The sequence below is a fragment of the Marivita lacus genome, assembly GCF_014637725.1.
In the GTDB taxonomy this organism is placed as follows: domain Bacteria; phylum Pseudomonadota; class Alphaproteobacteria; order Rhodobacterales; family Rhodobacteraceae; genus Marivita; species Marivita lacus.
In genome coordinates this window covers 14,315-32,086 of the sequence record NZ_BMFC01000012.1, presented here as the reverse complement: position 1 = coordinate 32,086, position 17,772 = coordinate 14,315, and the positions used below count along the sequence as shown (strand labels likewise).

24 protein-coding genes are annotated in these 17,772 nt (G+C 65.2%); 5 read left to right on the top strand and 19 right to left on the bottom strand.

The genetic code is table 11. The features are described from left to right. Positions 1-6 precede the first annotated feature (6 nt). From IEV82_RS18170 to IEV82_RS18140, 7 genes are all read right to left on the bottom strand, one after another. Positions 7-486, bottom strand: coding sequence for an NlpC/P60 family protein (locus IEV82_RS18170; RefSeq protein ID WP_188483496.1), 480 nt, complete (start codon positions 484-486; stop codon positions 7-9). Beyond that, positions 483-1,367 carry a phage/gene transfer agent baseplate hub protein gene (locus IEV82_RS18165; protein WP_188483495.1) on the bottom strand — a complete coding sequence of 295 codons (885 nt, stop codon included), beginning with the start codon at positions 1,365-1,367 and terminating at the stop codon, positions 483-485. The genes IEV82_RS18170 and IEV82_RS18165 overlap by 4 nt, the downstream gene beginning before the upstream one ends. Positions 1,368-1,677: 310 nt before the next feature. Continuing rightward, entirely contained in the window at positions 1,678-2,304 is a 627-nt protein-coding gene (locus IEV82_RS18160) for a DUF2460 domain-containing protein (protein WP_188483494.1), read from the bottom strand. Next, positions 2,304-4,721 carry a phage tail tape measure C-terminal domain-containing protein gene (locus IEV82_RS18155; protein WP_188483493.1) on the bottom strand — a complete coding sequence of 806 codons (2,418 nt, stop codon included), beginning with the start codon at positions 4,719-4,721 and terminating at the stop codon, positions 2,304-2,306. The genes IEV82_RS18160 and IEV82_RS18155 overlap by 1 nt, the downstream gene beginning before the upstream one ends. After that, positions 4,714-4,857, bottom strand: coding sequence for a DUF7697 family protein (locus IEV82_RS23720; RefSeq protein WP_165093516.1), 144 nt, complete (start codon positions 4,855-4,857; stop codon positions 4,714-4,716). The genes IEV82_RS18155 and IEV82_RS23720 overlap by 8 nt, the downstream gene beginning before the upstream one ends. 83 nt (positions 4,858-4,940) lie before the next feature. Continuing rightward, the gene (locus IEV82_RS18145; protein ID WP_188483492.1) at positions 4,941-5,378 is read right to left on the bottom strand and encodes a phage-derived protein YdaY family protein; all 438 of its coding nucleotides are present in this window, start codon (positions 5,376-5,378) and stop codon (positions 4,941-4,943) included. Further along, positions 5,378-6,334 (bottom strand): phage tail tube protein, encoded by a 957-nt coding sequence (locus IEV82_RS18140; protein WP_188483491.1) that lies wholly within the window; start codon positions 6,332-6,334, stop codon positions 5,378-5,380. Before IEV82_RS18140 ends, IEV82_RS18145 begins: the two co-directional genes overlap by 1 nt. Positions 6,335-6,434: 100 nt before the next feature. Here IEV82_RS18140 and IEV82_RS18135 point away from each other — a divergent pair, with 100 nt between their 5' ends. Next, entirely contained in the window at positions 6,435-6,749 is a 315-nt protein-coding gene (locus IEV82_RS18135) for a tryptophan synthase subunit beta (protein ID WP_229747909.1), read from the top strand. Positions 6,750-6,767: 18 nt separating this feature from the next. On the opposite strand, the gene IEV82_RS18130 is transcribed toward IEV82_RS18135, so the two are convergent. The 10 genes from IEV82_RS18130 to IEV82_RS18085 form a co-directional block, all read right to left on the bottom strand. Further along, complete coding sequence (locus tag IEV82_RS18130; RefSeq protein WP_188483490.1) at positions 6,768-7,187, bottom strand: acyl-CoA transferase; 420 nt, start codon at positions 7,185-7,187, stop codon at positions 6,768-6,770. A 100-nt stretch (positions 7,188-7,287) separates the two neighbouring features. After that, a complete protein-coding gene (locus tag IEV82_RS18125) occupies positions 7,288-7,932 on the bottom strand; it encodes a DarT1-associated NADAR antitoxin family protein (protein WP_188483489.1) in 645 nt (214 codons plus the stop codon). After that, positions 7,932-8,462: a DarT ssDNA thymidine ADP-ribosyltransferase family protein gene (locus tag IEV82_RS18120; protein WP_188483488.1), complete on the bottom strand. Its 531-nt coding sequence runs from the start codon at positions 8,460-8,462 to the stop codon at positions 7,932-7,934. Before IEV82_RS18120 ends, IEV82_RS18125 begins: the two co-directional genes overlap by 1 nt. 156 nt (positions 8,463-8,618) lie before the next feature. After that, on the bottom strand, positions 8,619-9,263 hold the full coding sequence (locus IEV82_RS18115) for a DUF6441 family protein (protein WP_188483487.1): 645 nt from the start codon (positions 9,261-9,263) through the stop codon (positions 8,619-8,621). A 5-nt stretch (positions 9,264-9,268) separates the two neighbouring features. Then, positions 9,269-9,580 (bottom strand): head-tail joining protein, encoded by a 312-nt coding sequence (locus tag IEV82_RS18110; protein WP_188483486.1) that lies wholly within the window; start codon positions 9,578-9,580, stop codon positions 9,269-9,271. Further along, a complete protein-coding gene (locus tag IEV82_RS18105; protein ID WP_188483485.1) occupies positions 9,580-10,593 on the bottom strand; it encodes a major capsid protein in 1,014 nt (337 codons plus the stop codon). The genes IEV82_RS18110 and IEV82_RS18105 overlap by 1 nt, the downstream gene beginning before the upstream one ends. Before the next feature lie 24 nt (positions 10,594-10,617). Beyond that, complete coding sequence (locus IEV82_RS18100; protein WP_188483484.1) at positions 10,618-10,989, bottom strand: head decoration protein; 372 nt, start codon at positions 10,987-10,989, stop codon at positions 10,618-10,620. A 6-nt stretch (positions 10,990-10,995) separates the two neighbouring features. Then, the gene (locus tag IEV82_RS18095; RefSeq protein ID WP_188483483.1) at positions 10,996-12,099 is read right to left on the bottom strand and encodes a head maturation protease, ClpP-related; all 1,104 of its coding nucleotides are present in this window, start codon (positions 12,097-12,099) and stop codon (positions 10,996-10,998) included. 4 nt (positions 12,100-12,103) lie between these two features. Further along, complete coding sequence (locus tag IEV82_RS18090; protein ID WP_229747908.1) at positions 12,104-13,552, bottom strand: phage portal protein; 1,449 nt, start codon at positions 13,550-13,552, stop codon at positions 12,104-12,106. A 78-nt stretch (positions 13,553-13,630) separates the two neighbouring features. Beyond that, positions 13,631-13,846 carry a phage head-tail joining protein gene (locus tag IEV82_RS18085; RefSeq protein WP_188483481.1) on the bottom strand — a complete coding sequence of 72 codons (216 nt, stop codon included), beginning with the start codon at positions 13,844-13,846 and terminating at the stop codon, positions 13,631-13,633. 196 nt (positions 13,847-14,042) lie between these two features. On the opposite strand from IEV82_RS18085, the gene IEV82_RS18080 reads away from it, so the two are divergent. Further along, positions 14,043-14,315 (top strand): GlsB/YeaQ/YmgE family stress response membrane protein, encoded by a 273-nt coding sequence (locus tag IEV82_RS18080; RefSeq protein WP_188483480.1) that lies wholly within the window; start codon positions 14,043-14,045, stop codon positions 14,313-14,315. Positions 14,316-14,393: 78 nt separating this feature from the next. On the opposite strand, the gene IEV82_RS18075 is transcribed toward IEV82_RS18080, so the two are convergent. Continuing rightward, positions 14,394-16,388 (bottom strand): phage terminase large subunit family protein, encoded by a 1,995-nt coding sequence (locus IEV82_RS18075; RefSeq protein ID WP_188483479.1) that lies wholly within the window; start codon positions 16,386-16,388, stop codon positions 14,394-14,396. Then, the gene (locus IEV82_RS18070; RefSeq protein ID WP_188483478.1) at positions 16,336-16,896 is read right to left on the bottom strand and encodes a hypothetical protein; all 561 of its coding nucleotides are present in this window, start codon (positions 16,894-16,896) and stop codon (positions 16,336-16,338) included. The genes IEV82_RS18075 and IEV82_RS18070 overlap by 53 nt, the downstream gene beginning before the upstream one ends. A 108-nt stretch (positions 16,897-17,004) precedes the next feature. On the opposite strand from IEV82_RS18070, the gene IEV82_RS18065 reads away from it, so the two are divergent. The 3 genes from IEV82_RS18065 to IEV82_RS18055 all read left to right on the top strand — a co-directional run bounded on the left by IEV82_RS18065 (position 17,005) and on the right by IEV82_RS18055 (position 17,768). Further along, a complete protein-coding gene (locus IEV82_RS18065; RefSeq protein WP_229747907.1) occupies positions 17,005-17,205 on the top strand; it encodes a DUF6900 domain-containing protein in 201 nt (66 codons plus the stop codon). Positions 17,206-17,217: 12 nt separating this feature from the next. Then, on the top strand, positions 17,218-17,433 hold the full coding sequence (locus tag IEV82_RS18060) for a hypothetical protein (protein ID WP_188483477.1): 216 nt from the start codon (positions 17,218-17,220) through the stop codon (positions 17,431-17,433). 110 nt (positions 17,434-17,543) lie between these two features. Further along, entirely contained in the window at positions 17,544-17,768 is a 225-nt protein-coding gene (locus IEV82_RS18055; RefSeq protein WP_036179779.1) for a hypothetical protein, read from the top strand. Positions 17,769-17,772 lie beyond the last annotated feature (4 nt).

Here is a 17,772-nt window from a genome sequence, read left to right as displayed (position 1 = left end):
GGGATCTCAGCGTTGCGGAAAGAGAAAGGCGTAGGCGATGCGCCGTCGCCAGGATTGCGTGAGCGGTTCCTCGATCACTCCGAGCCGCTCGTGGGCGTGGAGGAAGGTGTCGGGAGTGGTCAGGATCCCGACATGCTTGGGCGTCGCGCGGGGCCTCATGCGGAACAGCACCAGCGCTCCGGGATCGGCGTCGAACGAGGCAATCTCGATCATCATGCGCCGGGCGCCATCGACTAGCCCTATCGGGCCTTGTCCGCCTTCCATCGCTCCACTGGAGCGATTGATTCCTTCGCGACCGGCGACCAAGCCCAGATCCCGGCTGTAGGACGGGATCGGGAACGGCTCGGGGCCGACCACCTCGCGCCAGACGCCTCGGACCAACCCGAGGCAGTCGCAGCCGACGCCCCGAAGGCTGGCCTGGTCGTGGTAGGGCGTTCCGAGCCAGGACCGCGCCGCTGCGATCACCCTGTCCGGATCGGCGTTCACAACACGCCGCCCTCGTGTCCACCGTCCCTGGTGGCGTAGCGCAGCACGGCATCCTGGCCGGGGATGTGCGGGAAACCGCGAAAGTTCACGGTGTTCGCGAACTTCGCGCCGCAGGTCTCCATGCGCTTGTCGCAGCCCGCGCGGATGGTGAAGGTGTCGCCTTCGGTGATGGTCCGCACTGGCGGTTCCAGCAGCGTCAGCACCGCAACGCCGTCGGTGACGTCATGGCCCAGCACTTCTGTGCGCCGCCCGGTGTTCGCGCCACTGGTCCATTCGACGATGCCGGAGGTGAACCAGCCTGAGACGAAGCCGCCGAGCCCCGAGGCGGTGAAGGCTCGGTCACGCAGCAGATCGATGACGGTACCGGTGCCCTTGACGGACGGGTCCTCCAGATCAACGCCGCAGCGGGCATCGCCGAGAGCGGCATCGCAGTTCGCCTGGAACGTCCGCCCGACCGTCTGGCCCAGCACATGGGCGAGCGAGCGCACCTCGGCGACGAAGGCCAGCCTCCCGCGCCTGATTTGCCCGATCGCCCCGCGCCGCATCAGCACGCGCTGGCCCGCGTCGGCCCAGTTCACCCGCCAGACCTCAACCTCCGCGTTGTCCCAACGGCCGTCCAGGATGTCGGTCTCGGTGATCCGGTCCGAGGTCAGCACGCCCTCTGCATCCTGCGCATCGACCGACAGGTCCGAGCCCGAGCGCACCTCGGACGCCGTGAGTCCGCTCTCGGGTTCGAAGTCAGTCCCGTCGAAGCTAAGCGTCCGGTCGTGGTCGGTGAAGCCAAATGCCAGCCCATCGGCGCGGGCGATCCGCCAGCACCAGGCAAGCGTCGTCGTGCCCTCGTCAAGATGGGCCTGCAGATCGGGATCGAGGGTTTTCATGATATTTACTTGATGGATTCGGAACTTTGCGCCATCACGGTCGGCAAGGTGAGGTGATGGCAGAGGGGCATTTTCATGACACTCAAGGTGACTGACGGATACCAAACCGACCGTGAACCGCCAGCCGGGAACGATCTTGTTGGGGACCAGGTGATCCTCGATGTTGTCTCACTGGAGGCGTTTCTGGACGCCTTGAAAAACGCCACCCCAAGACATGATAACAATGTGATACCGATCCGCACTCTGCCTCCGACCAGGTAGTGGATCGCGTCCTTGGCGCAGATGGTGTCCGTCTTGCTTCGACTTCCCTTCAACGGCGCAGTTCCAGCAGCGGAATGGAGGTAATCGAGCCCAGCCTCTCGATGTCGAGGGTCACGTCGAGCACGTCGGTGTCAAAGCGGACCGGCACGTCGAACTCGAAGCCCGCGGTGATCACGACGCCGGAGCCCGGCGCGGCGCTGAACGTGACGACGCCGGTCGTTGCGTCGACGGACCAGCCGGAGGGCTGCTCGACCCCGGCGAGCGCGATGCGCACGGTTCCGGTCACCGGCTTGGCGATAGCGCGCGACCAGGATTGTGCCCCAGAGACATAGCGCTTCTCCAGCTGGAACGCGGTCGTCTCGCCGTCGCCGGTGCCAATGATCTGGTCGGTTGGGACAACAGCCTGCGAAGGCAGGGTGGATTTGTAATCGCCCCAGTCCTTGAACCGGAAGCCGTGCAGGCGGCCATTGCGTGCTTCGAAAAAGGCGACGACCGCCGCCAGATCGTCCGCGCGGCGAATGCCGTAGGCGACATCGTAGCGGCGGCGCGAGTTGGCCCAGCTGGCGTTGCGCTCTTCGTCGCCTGAGGCGAGCTCGACGATCTGCGTGCGGCGCTCCGGCCCGCCCCGCGCGCCGCGGCTGATGTTGTCGGGAAACCGGACCTCGTGAAACGCCATCACATGCCCCTCCGCCCGAGCGACACCGCCCTAGCGATGTCCGCCGCGACCTGCGTGCGGGACTGCCGGAAGCTCTCGGAATCCCGGGCCATGATGGTAACGTTGACCCCGCCACCCGCGCCGTAGCTCTGCGCCTCGCGTCGCGACAGCACCCGCTCACCGCGCTGCAGGATTGCGGGCACCTCGTCGTGGCGAAGCCCGGCCATGCCGCCACCGTGCATCCGGGGGGCAGCGGCGAAGGCCATGGCCGGGACAATCCGCAAGGGTCCGGCCGATCCGACCATCCCGCCCGCATGCAAAACGTTGGCGAAGATGCCGCCCGCGCCGGAGAACACGCCGGAGAGCGCATTGGAGATCGGCCCGAGGATGAAGCGGCGCGCCGCGAGCTGGGCGAGATCGGCCAGCAGCGAGGTGACGAGGTCGCGAAAGTTCAGCTTGCCGGTCTTCACGAAGTTGCCCACGGCCGTCTCGGCCGACTGGAAAGCGCCGACGAGGCTCTGGCCGATATCGCCGCCGATTTCGCGGGCCTTGCTGGCGTAGTCGGACAGCGCGGTGGCGACCGCCTGCCAGCCGGTGACGGCCGCCTCGGTTGCGGGCTCTGCCGCAGCGGCTGCAGCTCCGGCGGCTGCGCCCGCACCTGTCGCAGCGCGCCCGGCTTCACCAAGCGCCGTCTCCAGCCGCTCGGCAGCACCAGTGGCCTCGGTCAGCGCATCGGCACTGGCCTCGTCGGTACCGCGCACCGCGTCGCGCAGCGCTTGCCAGCTTTCCAGCGGCGCGCGGGCTCTTTCGGCGAGATCGCGCGCCGCGCCGCGGTAAAGGTTCGCGGACTCGAGCGCCCGGTTCGCCGCCTCGGTCAGGCCGAGATCGGGCGCGGTGAGCGGGTTGTCCTCGAAGGCCCGATCGAAGGCCGCCTGCGCCGCCGTCGTGGCCGCACTGGCCGCGCCCTCGAAGCGGTTCTCGATCTCGCCGAGGTCGAGGTCGGGCACCAGCGTGATGCGGCGCTCCGACCCGAGCGCTTCGAGCCCTTGGTTGATGCCGCCGATGAAACCGTTGATGCGCGAGACCACGCCGTTCAGCATCGCCTCCACGCCGTCAACCAGGCTGTTGGCCGCCTGGAACGCCAGATCGCCGATGGCGGCGGGCAGCAGACCCCAGATCGCCTTGATCGCCTCGTAGGCGCCCTCAAACGTGTTCGCCGCCGTGTTGCCGAAGGCAACGACGCTCTCGATGGCGCTCTGCATGCCCGACGCGGCGTCGGCCTTCAGGTCGAAGAACATCGCCGTGGCGGCGGCGCCCGCCGCAGCCGCGCCCATTCTGATCCGCTCCCAGACCTCGACCGCGACGTCCTTCAGGAGCGACATCGCCTCGCCGAAGCCGCCCGCTCCGGAGACGAGACGGGTGAACTGATAGACGAGCTCGCCCGCGCCGACGATCAGGGCTCCGATACCGGTGCGGATCAGTGCGCCGCGCAGAAGGACGAGCGCTGTGGCGAGGCCACGGACCGAGAACGCAGCAGCGGCCATGCCCGCGACCCAGCGTCCCGCGAGGAACGCGGCGAAGGTGGCGGCATAGGTCGTCAGGCGGCCGATGTTGTCGAAGAGGCCGTGGATCGCGATGCCGAGCGGGCCGGTGCGGCTGGCGACTGCCGCCATGGCGTTGGCGACGGCTTCGAGCGCAGGGGCTGCTGCGACGGCGAGCTGGTTCGACAGCCCGCGCCAGATCAACCCCAGCCGGGAGATCGCATCGTTCGTCCGCTCGATCTGGTCGGCATCCTGCTCGGAGACGACGACGCCGAAGGCGAGGACATCCTCCGTCGCCTGGCGCAGCGTCGCGGTGTCGATCCGCGACATGGCGATGGAACCTTCCTCGCCGAAGAGCTGGCCCGCGACGGCCGCGCGCTCGGCGGCAGGCACGAAGCTCTCGATCGCCGCGTTGATCGCGCCCACGCGCTGGTCCAGCGGCAGGGCGATCAGCTCGCTGGCCGAGAGCCCCAGCCGGTCCAGCGCGTCGGCGGCAGGGCCGGTCCCGGCGGCCGCCTGGCTGAGCCGACGCGTCAGATCCTTGGTCGCCTGCTCGATGCCGGACATCGACACGCCCGCCAGCTCGCCCGCGCGCTCGAGCGTCTGAATCGAGGACACCGTGGTCCCCAGCGACTGTGCAAGCTTGGCCTGTGCATCGACCGTCTTCAGGCCGGACCGGACCATCGCCACACCAGCGGCGGCAGCGGCTGCAACTGCGGCGGCGGCCGCTATCCGCACTCGCCGCGAGAAGGCCGCGAGCCGGGCGTTTGCGGCCTCCATCTCCCGGCTCAGCCGCCCGAAACCGCGCGACCCGGCCTCGCCCACGCCTTCCAGCTCGGCGCGCACCTGCCGTCCGCCCACGGCCGCGAGGCGGACGCTGACCCTCTTCTCAGCCATGGGAGTGATCCATCTGTTCGTTGAGTTTGGCGACCATCACCGCCTCGATGACGGGCAGCAGTTCGGCCATGGCGAGCGGCGGCACGCCGAGCGCGTCGCCGAGCGCCAGCGCCGCCGACATGTCCCAGCCGATCACGGCGCCAGGCAGGACGCGCAGTTGGCCGCCGAGACGACCGACGAGGTCCCAGACCTGCCAACCCTCCGGCGTTTCGAGACGGTTCAGCCGCGCCGGGCAGTCCGGGCAGGCTTGCGTGCAGGCTTGGCAGTATCGCTCGCCCCCGCCGAAGGACCATTCGGCGAGAGCGCGGAGACGTTTTTTTCCTGTTCCAGCAGCAGGCCCTTCGAGACGTAGGTCAGCTGGAAGGCCTCGAAGATCGGCCAGACATCGAGCAGCGCGTCGATGGCCTCCGGGCTTGGATCGATGGGATTGCCGTCGGCGTCGCCGATGCCCTCCCAGGCGAGCACCGCCCGCCGCGCCAGCGCCTTGGCGAAGGCGACGGCGCGCTCCTCGTCGGAGGCCTCCTCGGGCACCGCCTCGACGGCCGGATCGCTGCGTGTCGCCACCATCAGTGCGGTGGTCAGCGGGCGCAGCTGCACCCGCACGCCGGGCGCGAGGTCATGCCAGCGCGGCGCGTTCGTCAAATCAAGCGTCAGCATCAATAGGTCTCCACATCGTTCACGAGGGTTGCGGTGCACATCCGGCCGACGACGCTGTCGCGGGCGGCCTGCCAGTCGAAGGTCGCCTGCACGCCCTGCGGTCCGGAGATCTCGATGCGCGGACGGGGCAGATAGACGGCATGTGTGGTGAAGGTGAAGTTTTCGCCCGAGGGCAGGACGTAGGCGAATTCCATCTCGCAGGCCTCGCCGTTGATCGCCTGCGTCACCAGCGTCTGGTCGGCAAAGCGGACCTCGATCCGGCCGGTCAGCGCCGCGATGGACGGGTCCGCGCCGTCGATGCGCCCGTCCGAGCGAATGGTCTCGATCCGGTCGAGGTTGTTGGCATAGGTGATCTCGGCCGAGACCACGTTGCCGAGGGCCGAGCCATTACGCGTGATCGCGCCGTTGAAATGGCCGAAACGCTTCAGCTCCAGCGCGGCGGGGGGTGAGGCGGGTACGCCGAACGCGCTGGTCGTCGTGCCCACCGTCTCGCCCTGCGCCACCAGCATTGCGGTGGCGGTCAGCAGACCCGAGCGCTGCATCTGCCAGGTGATTTGGTCCAGCACGCAGCCGGAATACATCGCATAGCGCGGCACCTCCGGCATGCCGGTCTCGATCGACATGCTGGGCAGCGTCCAGGACCCCGACTGGAACTCGTGGCTGTAGGGGGCCTCCGCGCCCGTGGTCGTGGGCGTGCCGAAGGCCGCCTTCAGCCAGAAGCCGAAAGCCTCGGCATCGAGCGGTACCACGACATCGCCGTCCGACGTCACCGCATCCTTGATCGGCGCCAGCGGATCGCGGCCGTAGCCGAGAAGCTCCGAGTTGAGGAGCGGCTGCTCCGCGCCGAGCGAGGTGCTGGCGAAGGGCATGCGGGTGAAGCCGCTGACAGGCGGCGTTCCATAGGTCGTCTCGAACGCAAGCGCCATCAGCGCCCGCGCCCCTTGGGCTCGTGCCATGGTGATGTCCTCCGGTCTAATTCAAAAGGAAACCGCTGCTCTCTTGCGGTGTTATTGTTCAGGCAGCAGGTGACTGCCTTTCCTCCAGAGGAGGCTTGGAGTGTCCAAGAAGATTGACGAACAAAACAGACTGCATCGTCAGTTCGAAGCAATGTCGCGACGAGTGCCGGCGACCCGCAGGGTCATCGATCCGCTCTTGCACGGGCGTCTGCGCAAGTTCCGAATCCCGATCGCGTGCGCGCTCATCATTGGCAGTTTTTTTGCCGTACTTCCGATCTTTGGGTTTTGGATGCTGCCGCTCGGGCTCCTTCTGCTGGCCGTGGATATTCCACGCCTGCAGCCGATGACATCTTCCATGATGATACGCGCGCGCCGTCGGATGGACGTGTGGCGACATCGCGGCTCGTCGAAATGACAAAGGCTCAATGCTTTTTCAGCCAAGCGCATCCGATGCAGAATAATGCAGGACGACCGAGATCACGGCGGCCTTCAGGTTGGCCGTGCCCTCGACTGGCAGATCGACCGGACGCGGCGCTTCCGCCTCGACCCAGTCGCAGAGCCCGCCCAGCGTTCGATCCGCGGCGAGCGCCGTGCCGATGCTGGCGGTCAGCGTGTCGAAGGCGGTGTCACGGTCGGCACCCTGCACAACCGCTTCGACCTCGGCGCGGTGCTGGTAGTGGTAGCATAGCGGCGATAGCGTCACCTCGGGCTCTCCCGGCTCGCCGTCGCGCAGGATCAGAAGGCCACCGGCCGGCACGCGTTCAGGAAGCACCTCGCCGCGGAGAGCGGTGGCGGGCAGCGCCGCTAGCCGCGCGTGCAGCGCGGTCAGGATGGTTTCGCGTGGGGTGGGCATCTGGTGTTTATCAAGTTGCAGGTGCGAAGGAGGTCCGAAAGGAGCCGAAACAAGAGCCCTGGTGGAACGTTGGTCCCAGTCGTGGGAAATTGCGAGTGCATCACACTACGTTCAGCATGTCTGCGAACACATAGAAATCACCCGCAGCCTCTTTCAGCTTAGATCGGCTCAGCAAGCTTAGAAATTCGGCAAAAGCCCGTGCCTGACAGTTTACCTGCTTGGCAGGATTAAACTCGATGTCTGTGAAACCATCATAATGAACGTTCTTCTCGATCCAGTCAGCGTGCTCTACCAGCGATCGGATGTACAGCCAGTCATAAAAAGCATTCTTGGGCGATAGTGGAAAGTAATCTCCCTCCAGTTCAAACCGAACAAGATTCCCAGCATCTACTTCTCGAATAAAGCGCTTAGCTTCGCGCGGCGCCATCCGAAATATTTCCGGAAATGGCCCGCGCCGCTCAAAGGTTTTCGAACCTTGGTAGACGCTCTCAAGCGGGAACTTGCCGGTATTCAATAGCACGTTTAGGCTAAAAGCGCTCAACCTTTTCCCGAGCTCCTCTTCGGATTTCGATGAAATTTCTAAAACTTTTTCGATACCGTTCCTTCTTGCGGCGCTATGTAGGGCTGCAACATTTTTCTTTTTCTGGACTTCAGCGAAGCCTGGAGCCCAAGGGAAATCGAACGAACGCTCTTGCACCAATTGCGGTCCGCTGAAAGCAGGCAGAAATACAGGGCGGCTGGCCACTATCGATACCCCAATATTAGATTTCTAGGAACGCCGTTCGGTACGAGTAATTCCATTTTCTCTGCGGCACGCAAGCGAGCCTGAACGTCAGGGTCAGACCAGTTTGTCCTCGTGTAAATTACCTCTACGTCAAGGTGAGCCAACGCGTCTGAAAGCGGCAAGATCGAGGTTTCATTCGCATTGGCCACGCCAAACGCAATGTGCACGTCCGGAATTATCAGTATGTCTGGAGAAATCACCAGATACCTTGGATTGGGTAGGCGCCCATCCTTTTGTGCCAGATACTTCATTGGATGATTTGAAGTAAGGCATAGGCTGACAAATGGATCAATACCACGGGCTCTGTCTTGGTCGTGGCTCCATTCATTGCCACCAGTTGTGTTGGGCCACCAACCCTCTTTGCGCATTCGCTCTTTAGAAACCAATCCTAGTTTGTCGATCTGCTCAAAATTGCTCTCGTCAGTGAAATGGTATAGACAATCATGCTGTCCACTCTTCTTGATCAATGCGATGAAGTCGTCGACTGTCATGGTGTTCCATTTTCGTTAGTTTTGTCATTTCTTGATACGCGAAAGCCACCGCTTGGGCCAGTAGCGACCTCGTAGGTCTACCAGTGAAAAATGAGGCGAAGAGGTACCTGAAGCCGACATTCGTCGGACGAAAGCAAAAGCGCGGGTTGCTGCCGTTCAAACGATCCTCCCATCCACCCAGTTCGCCACGATCAGTCCCGGCACGCTGTCCAACGCACGGTTGGCATCCCGCGCCAGGTCGAGCCGCTTCGGCAGCTTCACCTGCGGCACCAGCAGGAAGATCGGCGCGGTGACCTTGCCGCGCCCGGTCTTCGACCGCGACACCACCGCTTGGCCCTTCGTGTTCAGCCGTCCCTCCGCTACCAGCAGGCTCGGGCCCGTCCGGCGATAGACGAACCGCAGGCGCAGCCCGCGACGGCGTTCCCATTCACCGGGCGTGATCCTGCGCCCCCGCAGGGACTTGCCTGCGGCTGGCAGGGGAATCGCCAGCCAGAACCCATCCTTCGAGCGGATCAGCGGGCCGGTGTCGTGCGCGCCCACGATGACCGGCGCCTTCGACCAGACCAGCGCCGCGGCTTCCAGGCTTTCGCCCGACCTCGGGAAGTTCTGGCTCCGGATCGAGTTGGCCAGCCGTGTGCCGAGCCCCGCGCCAGTGATCTGCAACCGCCATGCGCTCTTCAGCCCGGACCCGGCCTCGCGCATGGCGGCGGTGACGGCGCGCTCCCCGGCCGCCACCTCCGCCGCCATCATCGCGACGATGTCGGGATCGATGTCGGGATCAATGTCGAGCTTCAGTTTCATGGCCATCACGCGGGCCTCAGATCGACGGTCCAGACCAGCCGCTCACGGTCACGGACGGGCTCGCCCTGAATGATGAAGGCCTCGTCATCGATCTCAATCCGGTCGCCGGAGCGCGGGTTCGCCACTTCGGCCACGCGCAGGTCGAGCCGCGTGGTTTCCGACCAAAGCCGTGCATCGCCGAAACTCGTAATATCGTCCGCGCGGCGCGTGACCACACGGACAAGAACGGGCGTCTCACCTTCTGGCATGTAGACGGCATCGACCCCGATATTGCCATCGGCGAACAGCGCGTCCAGCGCCATGGCGACGGCATTCATCAGGTGCGCCGTGCAGAGCGCAGCACCTGCGGCCGGGTGCAGATCGGCAGCGGGTTGCTCTCGATCTCGAGGCGCACCCATTCGTCGCGATCCCGATCGGGGATCATGCGCGCATAAAGCGGCAGGCCGACGGTGTTGACCGTCTCGAAGGTGTCGGCGGGAGCGTAGTAAATCTCGAACAGACCCTCGACGCCCTCGGGATAGAAATACGCCTTGTCGGTCGGCACGCCGAAGCCCAGCCCGCCCCGATAGCGGCGGAAGGTGATGCCGCCAAAACTGACCTCTTCACCCACCCTGCCCCGCAGATCGGCGGCAGCAGCGGTGTTGAGATAGGTCTCGCGCACCTCCTTGTGGGCGACCAGATCGGCAAAGAAGGCCGAGCCACATTCGGCGCGCAGCTGCACCTGCCCGGCGGCCAGCCCACCCAGCGTGTCCTCGACGCTTTCGATCATCGCCTGGCAGCGCTTGCGCAATGCGCCCGAGGCCGGGGTGGCATTGTCCAGATCGAAGTCGACCTCTGCAGCCGGGGTGATGTTGAACTCGGTGTAATAGTTGATCACCGTGGCGCCGTCCCTGGGGTCCTTCACCACGCCCTGAATGCCGTTGAAGAGGTGGAACTCGAAAGTGGCCTCGGCGTCGTTGCGCAAACGACCCATCTTGCGGGCCACCTCTGTCTGGACCTGCTGCACGGCGGTCTCCGAGCCGAAGTCGCGGATCGCCTGGATTTCCGAGGCCCAGAGCACGTCCTGCTTCTTGAATTGGCGGCACACGAACGCGCGCATCTCGCGGCGCTCGGGGATCTGGGACTCGAAGGCAGAGCCGCGTTCGGAGAACGGGATCAGCGACAGCGTGCCATCCCGGCTTTCGATCATCACGGTGCGCGCTCGCACGCCGCGACTGCCAAAGAGCGCCGCGCCCGAAAGGATTGCCGGTTTGAAGGGGATGTTTTCGAGCGCGCGGGTCAGCTCGATGATGGAGAAGGCGTCGCCTTCGAAGATGTCCATGGTGGCCATGGGAATGTCCTTTCAGTTTCTGGCTCAGCGCAGAATGATGCCGAGGGCTGCCAGAGCCGTGGTGGCGGTGGTGATCTGCCCCTCGGTGGCATCCTCGGGGAAGCTGATCTCGTGACGATTCACGATGGCCGGCCCGCGCAGGAGAACGACGCCCGGTGCATCGGCACTTGCCGCATCAACCTCGGCCCAGAGGATGCCGGCGGCAGTCTGGCTGCCGTTGGAGGCAGCCGGCGCAAGGATCGTGTATTTGCCGCCCGTGGTGATCTTTCCCAGCACGGTGCCGGGCGCGAGCTTGCCGGCACCAGACGCGAGCGTGACGGTTTCGCGGGTGTAGTCGCGCAGAACTTCCCAGACGAGGAAGCCGCCCGCGTGTTTGAGCTCGGATAGCGTGGTCATTCTGGTTTATCCTTTCAGCTTGAAAGTTCGGGCGATGACGTCGCCCCAAGGGCGTGTGGTGGAACTGCGCCCGGGTTGTGGATGATGCGGGTTGATCTGGGGATCAGCCTCGGCCTTGGCGGCCAGTAGCTGTGCGCGGACCGCATCCAGACCGGCGTCCTCTTCCAAAAACCGCCCTGCCATCTGCGGCTGACCTGCGAGGCGGCAAAGGTCGATCACCGCACGCGCATGGGCGATGGCCTCGGAGCGAATGGCCCCGGCGTCCGGCGCAGTGTTTGCGACAGCAACACTGCTCTCTCGGAGTGCGACGGTTGGGTGGGTGTTCCCATCTGCAACACCCTCGCTCTGACCATTTGAACGCGATGGATCGTCGGTTGTATCCATCGGAGCAACGTTCCCGGCGGGAACATTGGTCGCGGGATCAGGTGCGGTCGGAGGAATGTCACACCCTGCAACATCGTAGTCGTCTCCAACGATGTCCTCGGCTGTAGTTGCAGGTTCCGGCTCGATGGCCTCGACTGCTTCGACCAGTTCAGGCGGGGCATTGCGGAACCGCGCGATATCAAAACCGGCCGCAATCCGCACCGGCTCTGCAATACGTGTGGCAAGCCCCGCCTCAAGAGCGTCCTTGGCGTCGAACCATGTCTCGGCCGCCAGCAGTGACGCGATTTCCTCCTCCGGTCTGCCGGACTTGGCCGCATAGCCGCGCATCATGCTGGCCGCGATCTTGTCCAGCGTTCCTGCCATGTCGCGCATGTCTGCCGCCGTGCCCATGACCAGCCCGGAGGGATCATGGATCATCAGGAAAGCATTCTCCGGCATGACGATCTCGTCACCCGCCATGGCGATATAGCTTGCCGCCGACGCGGCGATGCCGTCGATCCAGACCGTGACAGTGCCCGCATGACGGCTCAGCGCATTGTAAATGGCGACGGCGTCAAAAACCGAGCCACCAGGACTGTTGAGCCGCAAATCGATGGGCGCATCATCCGGCAGCGCGCCCAGTTCGGCCAGAAAGCCCTTGGCCGAGACGCCATAAGCACCGATTTCGTCATAGATCAGCACTTCCGCGCCCGTTGCCCGGGCGCGGATCGTGTACCAGCTGTTCATGGTCTTACTCCCGATTGGTGGCGCGGTCGCTCATGGCCGCGTCGTCGTCCTTGTCGCCCTCTGCCCCGTCGCCGGGACCCGGCCGTGTTGCGGGCGTCGCGCGGGCACCCTGCGTTTCTCCGGGGCTGGTTCTGTACCTGAGCCCCAGCTGCTTGGTCCGCACGGCATCGGCCGCGTTTTCGCGATCGACCTCCTCGACATCGTAGCCGGTGGCCTCGACCACCTTGCGGCGCGAGGTGATGCCTGCCTCCATCGCCAGCACCTGCGCCTGGATGTCCTTCAATGGGTCGACCCAGTCCCAGCGTGGCGGAATCCACTGCACCATCCGCGCAGCAACCGGATCAGGAAGGTCCAGACGGCCTGCCAGTTGCGCCGTCTCCAGCCAGCGTGCCCAGACGGGGCGGCAGAGCTGATGCGCGATCACGCCATGCTGGAGTTGCTGCACGCGTCTGCGGAATTCCACCAGCTCTGCCCGAAGGCTGGAATAGTTCGCCTGCCGCACATCGCCTGTGACCAGATGATACGGCAGCCCCAGCGAAGCCGAGACCGCCAGCAATGTGCGATACTGGAATGCCTCATAGCCGCCGCCGACATCGGCGGGGCTGGAGAACTTCACATCCTCACCCGGCAGCAGCACCTGCATGGTGCCGGGCTCGAGGCTGGCGATGGCTGTGCCATCAAGATCGGCCTCGCTCTCCCCCATCATCGGGTCTTCCGGTGCGGTCTTGATGATGAAGCCCGCGAACATCGCCGCGGTCTTCTTCCGGTCCAACTCGGCATCGTCGTACTGATCGAGCAGGAACAGCCGCACCATGGCTGGGGCCACATGCGGCAGGCCGCGAATTTGCCCCGCATCGATGGGGCGGTAGATGTGCAGCACGTCCTCGGCGGGCACGCGCACCGTCTCTGGCACCGCCACCCGCTGATCGGTGCTGTCTCCCGGATGACTGCGGCGGAAATGATACGCCACGCGCCGCCCGATCACGTCGAACTCGATCCCGCAGCGGATGCGATTGCCGTTTGCCGCCGTCTCGGTCTTCTCGAAGGGCAGCATTTCGGACTGGAGAAGCTGCATTTGCAACGGGACCAGCAGACCATCTTCGGCCCGGCGCGGACGCATTCGCACGAAACACTCGCCCGCGACAAACATCTCCCGCGCCACCATGGCCTGCAGGCCGTAGAAGTCGGTCAGCCCGTCGGCATCCGCCTCGTCCGTCCAGGCGAGCCAGAGCCGCTGGACCCGGTCGCGCAAGCTTGCATCCTCGATCAACGAGGACGGCTTGATGCCATCGCCGACCATGTTGGACGCGAAGGCCTCGCAGGCATTGGCCGCATAGCCATTGGTCACCACCAGTTCCCGCGCACGGGCCAGCAGCTTTGGCCCGCCCGAGGCCACCAGCGAGTTGATGTTTTCCAGCGGTGGGTTCCAGGCCCGTAGTCGGCGCTTCGACATCGCCCCTTCCAGGCGCGCACGCACGGCGGCAGGACCGCCCCTTTCGGGGCGGCGAAACCGGTCGAACAGCCCCATGAACTACAGCCCCTTGGATGTGGAGATGCGCACATGGCGGACAATGCGCCGTCCCTCCACGGCTGCGATCTCGCGATCCAGTGCCTCGATGGCCCGGTCGATTTCGGCCACGCTGCGATAGTCCACCGTCTTTCCGTCGTAGCTGACACGCGCCACGCCAGAGGAACGTTGTGCAGACAGGGCGTCGCGGCGGGTGCGCAGGTCGGTGATGTCAGTCATGCTGGTCCGCTCAACCCGGTTCGTCATTTTCTCAGGCTATCCACCACCCTTGCGGCGGGACGTATCGGGGTTTGGTTGATGATTGTCTGGGTGGACTGGGAGCAGTATGAAACAGTTCTTTCAGGCGCTGGGGAACGGTCAGGTTGCTCATCTTGTTGGGGTATGGAGATGATCGTTTGCAGAGGCGGGAAACAGAATGGAACAATTCTTTCAGGCGCTGGGAACGGTCGGGTTTCTCATCTTGCTTGCGGCTGGCGTAATAGCCGGGTTGATCGCGTCCATGCTTCAGGGAGGGCGCAACAAGCCCCGGAACGTCGCAATCGGCGTTGTCGGCGCGCTGCTGCTGCCTTTTTTGGTGGCGCTGGCCGCAGCGGGCGCGCTTGCCGCGGGCGGTTTGATGCTGATCGTAATTCTGGCGCTGGTCGGGGCTGTTTTGGTTCTGGTAATTGCGCAGCTGATCTTCCGTTGAGCATCGCCTCAATGTGAGTTGGCAGACCCGTCGGATCGGCTTCGTCCGAAGCGATACCGGGCAAAGATGCAGGTCAAATTACCCCATATAACTCGAACGAACTGTCCGCCGCCGCGCTGACGGCATGGACGGCGCAATCAACGCCGCGTCCTGTGCGGACGTCCCTGTGTCCACCACCAACTGCCGCTCCAGCTCCTGCCACTTGGCGTCCGACCACCGGTCTGCCCCGGCAATCCACGCAGCTGCGCGCGCATAGACCCGGCAATCCAGCGCCTCGTTCCGCTCGCGCAGCTTCTGCCATTCGAGCCGGGCAAAGCCGCGGCGGGTCGCGACCGTGACCAGTTGTTCGGCCGTGAATTGCTTCAACCACTCTCCGTCCGCCCAGCTTGGCAGATGGATCGTTCCGGGCGGACAAGGCTGACCAGCCTCGATGTCTTCCCGCGTCGGCCTGGCCTGGCGCAAATAGCGATAGGTCTCGGTCTTGAAAGTCGACGTGGCGACCGTCCAGAGCCGGGCCCCGCGCCGGAGCCGTTTGCCGGCGATGGTCGCGTCCACATAGGTCGGGCCAGTCACCGGGCTCGAGCGGTTGAACCCCTCGACGCCCTTGACCGGCGCCACCTGCGCGAAGCCGACCTGACGCGACCAGGCATAGACGGCGCTCGTCTCGTAGCCGGTGTCGATCGCCAGCTTGGCGATCGTCATCTTCTGACCAGAAACATGCGCCCATGTCTGGCCGAGAAAATTGCTCAGCTGCTGCCAGCACGCCGGATCGCCGGGTCCACCCTCGATGACCAGGTGACCGATCAGCCAGGACTCAAGTCCCCTGCCCCACGCCCAGACATCGACCTCGATCCGGTCCTTCTGCACGTCGGCGCCGGCTGTCAGGAACAAGCCGCGCTCTGGAACAGTCCCTCCATCCCAGGTCTCGCGCTGGTCGGCCAGCCGCTGCCAGTCCGGCGCTTCGCCAGTTTCGACCCATGTCTCGCCGAGGGTGGTGTTGCGGAACGCCTTGATCGCCTCGTCCGACCCCTGTGCCGCGTCCCATGCCCGCACGATCCGCTCCCAGCTCAGCCAGCCGATCGGCGAGTAGAGCGCCGAGAGGTGATACCCGACCGTGGTCGGATCGGCGGCGACGGCCGTCGCGCGCCATTCGCCCCCCTCCAGCATCGCTGTCTTGTGATGCTCCGCGATTGCCGCGTCGCAGCCCTCGCAGTGATACTCCGCCGCCTCGGGGCGGCCCTTCTGCCAGCGCAGCCGGTCGAACTTCAGCCACTGCATCGCGCCGCAATGCGGGCACGGCACGAAGAACCGGCGCTGGTCGCTCGCCTCGTATTCCCGCTCAATGCGGCTTAGCCCTCGGATGGTAGGCGTCGAGACGAGAAACACCTTGCGCCGGTGCGCGAACGTCAGAGACCGCGCTTCCGCCAGCGTGACCGGATCGCCTTCCTCGTCAGCCGAGGCCGGATAGGCGTCGACCTCGTCGAGGAAGATGTACCGTGCCGGGGTCGAGCGCAGCCCGACTGCCGAGTTGGCACCCGTCATGATCAGGATGCCGCCCGCGAATTCCTTGGACAGCATCGTGTTGCCCGCGTCGCGCGACCGAGCCGGTTTGACCCGCTCCCGCAGCTCCGGGCTCTCGTCGATCAGCGGGTCGATCCGCTGCCGCGAGTTGCGCTTGGCCAGGTCCACCGTCGGCTGGACCGCCAGCATCGGGCCCGGTGCCTGGTGGATGGCGAACCCGATCCAGTTGTTCCCGGCTTCCGTCGCGCCGACCTGTGCGGCCTTCATGAACACGATCCGCTGCGTGGGATCGCCGGGCGACAGCCGGTCCATGATCTCGCGCATGTAGGGCGTGCGCACCGTGCGATACCGCCCCGGTTCGGCCGAGGCGCGGCCCGAGAGCATCCGGTGCCGGTCCGCCCATTCCGAGACGGTCAGGTCCGGGTCGGGCCGCAGCCCGTTGCCCCAGGCGCGCAGGATCTCGCCCGCGCCGTCGAAGTCCGTCAGGCCATCGCCGCTCTCATCGGAAGTCGGGCCGGACCTCGGCGAGCTCAATGAGGTGGGCACGGACATGTTTCTCAAGGACCTTCTGCATCGTGGCTGGCTCGACTCCCAGCTCGGCCGCCATCAGCGCCGCCGCACGCGCGGGCCAGTTCACCCATGCGTCCCGTTCCTCCCGCGCCAGCCGGAACACCAGCGCCAGCGCGCGGGCCCGCTCGATCAACTCCCCCTTCAGCTTCTGGAGCCGGATGCGCCGTTCCTGCGCCTTCAGCACCTCGTTCGCGGTCTTCGCCTGCAGGAACGTCGTGCCGCCGCCGACGGCCGGGACCGCCAGCCCCTGTTCGCGCAGCGTGTCACCGACGGCGGCCACCGCCGCCTCGGGGACGGGTTTCAGCTTCGGCGCGGGCGGCTTCCTCGTCTTCGACGGGTCCGTCGTTTCTGCCCGGCGCGCGTCGCTGGCCGCCGCGTTGATGCTGCCGTCTGGATAGAGGACAAGCCGCTCGGCCGTCTTCGCCTTCTGGATCGCGCCGCGCGACAGCCCGACATGGGCGGCGTACTGGCGCTCGCTCATACCCTGCATCGACAGCTCCGATTATCATTCAGATTCATGTGCTTATCGAGTTGATAAGCGTCGCCAGCGGAGCGAACGTCAGTTCAGAAGGACGATGCAACTCACCACGGAGCCACCATGATGACCTGCCGCAAGACCGACCTCGCCGCTGCCCGCAATGCCCTGATCCTCGAGATCGCGCAGCGCCGCTTTTCTCTGGAGACGCTCGAAACCCGGAACTCGGATCGCCTCGACTTTCATGATGTCGCCGTCTGGGCGATCCGTGACGCGCTCGAAGAGGCATTTGAAGCCGGGCGGCGCGCCGCCAGCCAATCCTGAAAGGACCTCACCATGAGCACCACCACAATCCGCATTGATCACGCAGCCCTCCCGGACCATTTCGACCGCAGCCGCCCCGACGCCGTCGCCGAGGTGATCGAGGCCGCCCTGCGGGAGGACGGGATCGCGGCCGAGGTTTCGGACGTGATTTCGCATCTCAAAATCGAACTGCCAACCGCGCAGCTCGTCACCGCCAGTACGGCGTTGACCGAGATTGGGCTGATCTGATCGCAGCGATCAGAAAGCAATCATATGCCTCTGAATTGCCTACACTTTCCAGCCCGGCAGAGCGATTCTGATTGCACAAGGACGATGCAACTCACCAAGGAGCCACCCCAATGACCCGCCGCGCGACCGACAACACGAAAGCCCTCGACGCCTTTATCGCTGCGAAGACCGAGATCGACGCGATGCTGGAGCGGCTCGCCGCGCTCAGCGCGGACCATTTCGAGACCCACCCCGACGAGATCAACTGGGGCCACGTCGGCACCCTGAACCACTACCGCGCCAAGCTGCGCGAGATCACCGACATGGCCTTCAACGAAGGCGAACACGCCGAGTGAGACG